Origin of the sequence: Lysinibacillus sp. NPDC093688, assembly GCF_050280145.1 — a bacterium.
In the GTDB taxonomy this organism is placed as follows: domain Bacteria; phylum Bacillota; class Bacilli; order Bacillales_A; family Planococcaceae; genus Lysinibacillus; species Lysinibacillus xylanilyticus_B.
The window spans coordinates 1-7,393 of sequence record NZ_JBNNUX010000079.1; the positions used below are offsets into that span (position 1 = coordinate 1).

7 protein-coding genes are annotated in these 7,393 nt (G+C 37.2%); 1 reads left to right on the forward strand and 6 read right to left on the reverse strand.

Annotated elements, in window-relative coordinates:
- Window positions 1-174: 174 nt before the first annotated feature.
- Together ACQKN2_RS24775 and cymR are read right to left on the reverse strand one after the other, a co-directional pair.
- Entirely contained in the window at window positions 175-1,323 is a 1,149-nt protein-coding gene (locus tag ACQKN2_RS24775; protein WP_427417291.1) for a cysteine desulfurase family protein, read from the reverse strand.
- Window positions 1,324-1,405: 82 nt separating this feature from the next.
- Window positions 1,406-1,825 (reverse strand): cysteine metabolism transcriptional regulator CymR, encoded by a 420-nt coding sequence (cymR, locus tag ACQKN2_RS24780; RefSeq protein WP_053484768.1) that lies wholly within the window; start codon window positions 1,823-1,825, stop codon window positions 1,406-1,408.
- A gap of 335 nt (window positions 1,826-2,160) precedes the next feature.
- Between cymR and ACQKN2_RS24785 the strand changes: the two genes are divergently transcribed.
- Window positions 2,161-3,450 carry a replication-associated recombination protein A gene (locus ACQKN2_RS24785; RefSeq protein ID WP_427417292.1) on the forward strand — a complete coding sequence of 430 codons (1,290 nt, stop codon included), beginning with the start codon at window positions 2,161-2,163 and terminating at the stop codon, window positions 3,448-3,450.
- Between the two features lie 133 nt (window positions 3,451-3,583).
- On the opposite strand, the gene ACQKN2_RS24790 is transcribed toward ACQKN2_RS24785, so the two are convergent.
- The 4 genes from ACQKN2_RS24790 to ACQKN2_RS24805 form a co-directional block, all read right to left on the reverse strand.
- A complete protein-coding gene (locus ACQKN2_RS24790) occupies window positions 3,584-4,300 on the reverse strand; it encodes a hypothetical protein (protein ID WP_427417293.1) in 717 nt (238 codons plus the stop codon).
- A 478-nt stretch (window positions 4,301-4,778) separates the two neighbouring features.
- The gene (locus tag ACQKN2_RS24795) at window positions 4,779-5,297 is read right to left on the reverse strand and encodes a hypothetical protein (RefSeq protein WP_427417294.1); all 519 of its coding nucleotides are present in this window, start codon (window positions 5,295-5,297) and stop codon (window positions 4,779-4,781) included.
- Window positions 5,298-5,511: 214 nt separating this feature from the next.
- Window positions 5,512-5,901, reverse strand: a complete 390-nt coding sequence (locus tag ACQKN2_RS24800) for a hypothetical protein (RefSeq protein ID WP_427417295.1) — start codon at window positions 5,899-5,901, stop codon at window positions 5,512-5,514.
- Between the two features lie 363 nt (window positions 5,902-6,264).
- Entirely contained in the window at window positions 6,265-7,026 is a 762-nt protein-coding gene (locus ACQKN2_RS24805) for a tRNA threonylcarbamoyladenosine dehydratase (protein WP_323647514.1), read from the reverse strand.
- Window positions 7,027-7,393 lie beyond the last annotated feature (367 nt).

Sequence of the window (7,393 nt, forward strand, 5' to 3'; positions counted from 1 at the left end):
CCTTCGTGACCAACATCATGTTGGCCTCAGGGTCTCGTCTGTCTCGCTTTCCCGCGGGAGTCGAGTAGCCCTACGCTACAATCAGTTAAAATGGGTATACAATAGCAAAATATTAACAAAGATTTTATCGCTTAATAATAAAACTATTTTTCCTAATCAACACACCTGAGAAAATTATTTTTTCACGAGTCTTTTCACAATCGATGCTGTTTTTTCAGCCGCATGTTGTGCATCAGCTTCTGTTAAACCTTGACCGAAACTAAAGCGAATCGAGTTACGTAATTCCTCTGTGTCTTGTCCAAACATCGCAACTAACACGTGTGATGGATCAATGGAGCCAGCAGTGCATGCAGAACCACTAGATACGCAAATACCTGCCATATCAAGATTTACAAGGAATGATTCTACTTCCATACCAGAAAAACTTACATTTAAAACATGTGGGAGCGTATTTTCTAACTCTCCATTCACATGAAATGCTAGTTTTTCCTTCGTGAAAACATCCAGCATAATTTGCTTAAAGCGATTGTATAGTACACGCTTTTCTTCTCGCAACTCATTTGCAATTTGCACTGCAGTTGCAAAGCCAATCACTGCGGGTACATTTTCAGTACCTGCACGACGTTTTTTCTCATGTGCTCCACCTAATGCATAACTAGTAAATGGTGTCCCTGCTTTTTGGTATAGGAAACCAATACCTTTAGGCCCATTAATTTTATGTGCGGAAACACTTAGTAAATCAACATGTAAATCATCAACATTAATTGACTCTAAACCATATGCCTGAACAGCATCTGTATGGAAAACAGCCTTATGTTCGCGTAGTAAGCTACCAATTTCGGCAATCGGTTGAATTGTACCGACTTCATTATTACCGTACATAATCGTTACTAAAATTGTATCCTCACGCAATGCATTTCGCACGTCTTCTACAGAAACACGTCCTTTTTCATCCACCGGCAAATATGTCACATCAAAGCCATCTCGCTCAAGCTTTTCACAAGTATGTAACACCGCGTGATGTTCAATTTGTGTGGTAATAATGTGCTTCCCTTCAGTAGCCCGCGCATAAACAGTGCCAAAAATAGCCGTATTATCCGCCTCTGTTCCGCCACTTGCTATAATAATTTCCCCAGGTTGAGCACCAATTGATTTGGCAAGTATTTCACGTGCATCATCTAAATATTTGCGCGCCTCTCGACCTATCCCATGAATACTTGATGCATTCCCATAAACTTGTTGCATTGCTGTAGTCATAGCGTTTATTACGTTGTCATTCATTGGTGAAGACGCAGCATGATCAAGATAAATATATGAATTCATGTTGAAAACTCCTTTGTACGAAAAGCGCTAAAGATTCATCTCCATGCCATAGGGCAGGGAGCTGTGCTTTAGCCTAGACATTTTAAATGTAGAACATATAGCCTTCCGCTACATTTTCCTCAGTGTATTGTGCTAAATCTTCAATTGTCGTTGTATCTAATACATTTTTCACAGCATCACGAATGCGGAGCCATAATTCTCGCTGAGGCGCTTCTTCATTTTCAATACCTTCTACTGGTTGAATAGGACCCTCTAACACACTAATAACATTAGCCGCAGAAATTTCACTTGGTGGATTTGCTAGCATATACCCACCATATGCTCCGCGCACACTTTTCACTAAGCCTGAATTACGTAATGGTGAAACCAACTGCTCTAAGTATGCTTCAGACAGCTCCTTTTCTGCAGCAATTTTGCGTAGTGGAATAGGCCCTTCTCCATAATGCTTTGCTAATTCAATCATAATCGTTAGACCATAACGGCCCTTTGTAGAAATTTTCATTTTATCACCCTCAAATAGTCTAGTCAAAAATACTACCAACAGTATAACATAATCTCCTCTCGCAGAACTCGGAAATACTCTCGGGAGGTTATGATATACTATTAATTGCGCCTTAGTATAGTTAGGCAAATACTATGTAATGCTTCATTATAAGCACAAAAAAACATTTAGCAAATCGATTATGCCTCGGCATAATCAGTGGCATGATGTTGGTCACTCAGGCGTTTTCACAGGATGTGAAGTCTTACCCTGAGTTCTTCTATTTCAGAAAGTGCTTGGACACCCGCTGAAAAAAGATAAAAATCAATAAAAACAGTTGAAAGGGGGAATTTTCAATGCATAATGAACCACTCGCTTATCGCATGCGTCCTTTAACCCTTGATGAGATTGTAGGACACCAAGATTTTATCGGTCCTAATACCGCTCTTTATAAAATGATTCAAAATGAGCATGTTCCATCCATGCTGCTATTTGGTGAGCCAGGTATCGGCAAAACGTCAATAGCGAATGCCTTAGCAGGAAGCTCGAACCTTCCTTTTTTCGCGCTTAATGCTACTCGCGCTGGTAAAAAGGATGTCGAGGATATTGTACAGGAAGCTAGAATCTCAGGGAAAGTCCTTCTTTTTTTGGATGAAATTCATCGTTTTAATAAATTACAGCAGGATGCTTTGTTGCCACATGTGGAAAACGGCTCAATCGTGTTAATTGGAGCTACAACAGAAAATCCATACCATGATGTAAATCCCGCTATCCGCTCACGATGCGGAGAAATATATCAACTACAACGTTTAACGAAAGAAAATATAATCGAACTTATAAAAAAAGCGCTTTCTGATGATAAACGCGGGCTAGGTAAATATCATTTTGTCTTAACAGATAATCAAATTGAACAAATTGCTGAAGCAGCTAACGGTGACGCTCGGAAGGCATTAACTTTGCTTGAATCGCTTTATTATGCAAGTGATGAAGTGGACGGTCGAACAATTGCTGCTGATCATATCCTTAAGCATCTTATCGGCAGAATTGGTGTTTATGGTGATAAAAAAGGATCCCATTTTTATAATTTGCTATCTGCGTTGCAAAAATCTGTTCGTGGAAGTGATACGAATGCAGCATTGTTTTATTTAGCTCATTTATTGGAAATAGGTGATTTAGTAGCTGTTAGTCGACGCTTACTTGTTATGGCTTATGAAGATATAGGCCTTGCTAATCCTGATGTAGGGCCGCATATGCTTGCGGCTGTGCAAGCGGCTGAGCGTTTAGGGCTACCCGAGGCACGTATTCCGCTTGCAAGTGCTGTTATTGAAATGTGCCTAGCATCCAAATCTAATTCTGCAATTGCAGCCATCGATGCCGCCATTGCTAGCATTCATGAAGGAAAAACTGGCGATATTCCGCATCATCTACGTGATGCTCATTATGAAGGAGCAAAAGATTTAGGTCATGTAGGCTATCAATTTCCCCACAACAGCCCTATTGGCACATTTGGTGGCTGGGTCGACCAGCAATATTTACCTGATGAGCTTGTAGGTACAGAATTTTATAAACCTGTTATTGCGGGTGAAGAAAAACGAATGGCAGGAATCTACGAAAAGCTTAAATCTTTTCATAAGGATGAAAAGTAATATCTTTATTTGCTTAACTGAAAATCATAACATACTATTTTTTCATAAAAATAGGGCACTTCAATCTGAACTAGAAGCGCCTTATTTTTTCATTTCATTACTTTCCGAAAAAAATAGGAAGAGTGCTAAGCAATCATCCTGTAAAGGTCGCATTATTTGTTGTATAGCGTTTATTGTAAAATCGGTTCAATATATCTTCTACATTTCTCACTGAGGATAATTTAGTCGTTTCTTTCTGCTCTTTTTCTTTTTCGATATCATGTAAATAATGAAGAAAATTGTAGGTTTGATAAAGTAGACTAGCAAATTCCTGAGAGTTCTCCCGTACTTCAAAGCGAATTGCTTTTACAGCAATCGCTTGACCGATCGATTGCTCCCTTGACGGAGAGGTTTGATCATCCACAGTATCATCTGTAGTTCTATATAATAATTTTAATGCCTCATTAACTTCCTTGTTATCACTAAATCGTTCCTTTATCCACCGTAAGACAAATTGTACTAGGACAATGGCATAAATAAGTGACAGACATTCATCTCCAAAAGATTTTTTTGACAAACGTTTAAAGTACTCAGCTTGTGTCACCAGTTCGAATATGATTAAACGAATTGGATAAAGGAGCGCATGTCCACTGTTGATATATAATTTTTCTTGACCTTTATACAATGCCGACCAAAAATCTCTAACTAATGAGATGGATTTTCTTGTCGAGAGAGCTAATTGGTATTGAATAAGCTCATGTTCAAGTGTTGGTTGTATAAGCTGTAGAAATAAAAATTCCTCATCCTCACTTACTAATAAGAGTGGTTTTTCTAATTTCGCCAAATCGATTTCGATACCGTTTATTAACATTGAACGGCCCCCTTCCAATCAATTATGCCTCGGCATAATTGATTCCGCCGGAGGCTTTAACTTCTTTCAGCATGAATAAAACCTTAACCATCACCATAATGTAGGGTTGATTTTGGTTGTGATTGGCACTCCAATCAACTTGTACATAGTATACGTTTTTACAAAACGATGTTGAGCCATAAACCTTACACATAGATTTTCAATTTTTTAACTATATTTCGACAAAAATTTATAAATACCTTTTAAGAAAAAAGTCCTTTTTTTATTTTCGTACAACAAAATTTTAACATCACTTTAGCGTTCTTCTTTCAATAATCTATTATCATAAACAAAAAATCTGCAAAACTTTAAGAATCGGAAACCCAATCACCCCTCGCAAAGTAGAGTGCTGTAAGGATTGGTGGATTAACCGCAAAAAGTAAGCAGATTCTAAACTGTTATTCTATTTTCTGAAAGTGATGATTAAATCACTCCTAAATTATTTCGTAAATTCATGATCAACAAATATTTTAAATTGCTGCAAACATTGTTTGACTGCACCTTTTTGTTCAAGTACTGTATTTCGTAATGATACAGTTTTCTCTTCATCTTTTACGACTTCATTGTAAAGTGCGAAAATCGCTGATAATAATTGTTCATTCTCCTCCTGGTCAATACGAGGTAAAGAATAGGCTGCAATCGTTAATAATTGTTCAACTTTTTCAGGTGTTTTTTGTAACTCATTGGATGAATAATAAGTTGCTGCCGCTAAAAAGTAGCAAAGCTTTGCACTGCAATCTATAAACAAATGCCAATAGGTATTGGCACTTGGCAATTCCCCTGCTCTATTGTCTAAATACTCTTTATAAAATGTTGTAACTTGTGTATATAAAGGATTTAGTCCTCTCATAGCCTTTGGATAATTATTAGATGTATCCAAATAGTCAAATACAATATCATTCATTTTCTGCTGAAGTCTTACAATATCTAAATGATCACGAATTACTTGAATTTCCATTTTACCACTCTCCGATGTTCTCATTTGTTTTCTAAACGTCATTCCTACTTCCCTAAGTAGTCCTGTACATTCCAAACAAACTGATCTATTATCTATTGGAATTTATTCAAATTATAGCAATAAACCAAATAGAGAAGTGGCCACATGAAAAAAATAAGACAATTTCGTGAATTAATAGCATTTTGAGCACGTTAGGCGAACTATTTTGGTAAAATTATGTTCTTTGAACATAATAATCAAATAAAGATTGCTCTTTCGTTCGATCAATAATTTCTTTAATACTTCCTTGCGCATATTTTTTTATTCTTTTTTGCGGTATATAAAAATAGGCAGTGTTTGTAATTAACCACTCACTAAGTGTTAATTCATTACCAGGCTGTTGATTTGTCAATATACGTTTATGTCGGAGTATATCCGCCATTTTGTAAAAACCATCTGATAGCTCGTAAGCTGAAACATCAAAATTAAAAATAGGGCTAACAACTTGTCCAACATCAAAAATGTGTATTGTTTGCCCTTCTTCATCAATAGCTAATTCTACTGTGCTAATTTCATCGAATAGATTTAAGCCTCTATATTCCATTTGATAAATTTGCTCCATCATAAAATGCCCCCTTTTATAGGTTCTACAGCAAATATTGGAGGAGTCATAATGTGAAGCTGCCCTAACGTTCAGGCGACCGTCTCTCCCTCATTAATTACCTAACAAATATCTTAGACCTCTTTTTTACAACGCTCCTATTGTAACATATAAAAAGCAGCTGTCTTAAACGAGACAGCTGCTTCCATAAAATGGCTCATTGCCATAACTGACGGTGATTTTCGTTCCGTCTGGGCGCTTTCATGGTGGCGTCCGCTGATTCTTAAGAGATACCCTTTTTATCGAGAAATTATTTAAGATTATCGATAGATATTGTTAATTCATCGATGAACATTTTTAATTTATCGCCCAACTAACAAAAGTGTATTAGCCTTGTACACGTGTAATTTTTATATCCTTTACGATTGCATTCACTACCCAGCTTGCTGCAATTAAGCCTGCCACTGAAGGAACGAAGGCATTGGAAGATGGAGGCATTTTTGCTTTACGGATAGCTGCATCCGGTTTTCCGACATGCTCCACAACATCTGGACGCACTACAATAGGACTCTCATCCGAGAACACAACCGTTACTCCTTTATGAATACCATCCTTCCGTAATTTCGTACGGATTATTTTAGCCAATGGGTCTGTATGCGTTTTGGAAATATCCGCAATTTTGAAACGAGTAGGATCCATTTTATTGGCCGCACCCATACTAGAAATAATCGGTATATTTCGCTTTAGACATTCTTTCATAAGATGAATTTTATACATCACTGTGTCACTTGCATCAATAACATAATCTATGCCTTGTGCGAAAAATTGCTCATATGTTTCCTCCGTGTAAAACATATGCATATCAATTACTTCACATTCTGGATTAATATCAGCAATACGCTCTTTCATGACACCTGACTTAGATTTTCCGACCGTTGAAAGATAGGCAACTAATTGACGATTAACATTCGTAATATCTACATTATCCTTATCCACCAAAATAATGCGGCCAATACCACTTCGCGCACATGCCTCAGCAGCAAATGAACCTACACCGCCTACACCAAGAATGGCTACTGTTGTATTTTTTAATTTTTCGAGTCCCTCTGTTCCTATTGCGAGCTCATTACGTGAAAATTGATGTAACATCCTTACACTCTCCATCTATTGAATTTTGATTCCGCTTTAATGGGCAGTCATTTATCTGTATAACTGACCATTAAAGCCTTATTAGTGAAAATGAATAATCTACGGTAGATAAAGACCTACCACTGATTACTTTATTAGTAAACCTAGTTATATACTAAGATAAAATCAAACTTATCTTACATTTTATTACGATATTCATCAAGTAAAAATTATTAATATTTAGTATTCCTAATCAAAATACTTTTTAAATATGGCTCATCACCATAACGTGTGGTTGATTTCCGTTCCGACTGGGCGCTTTCCTGGGGGCGTCGGGGCAACAGGATGTTGGTCACGAAGGCGTTATCACAGGACGTGATGCTTTTAG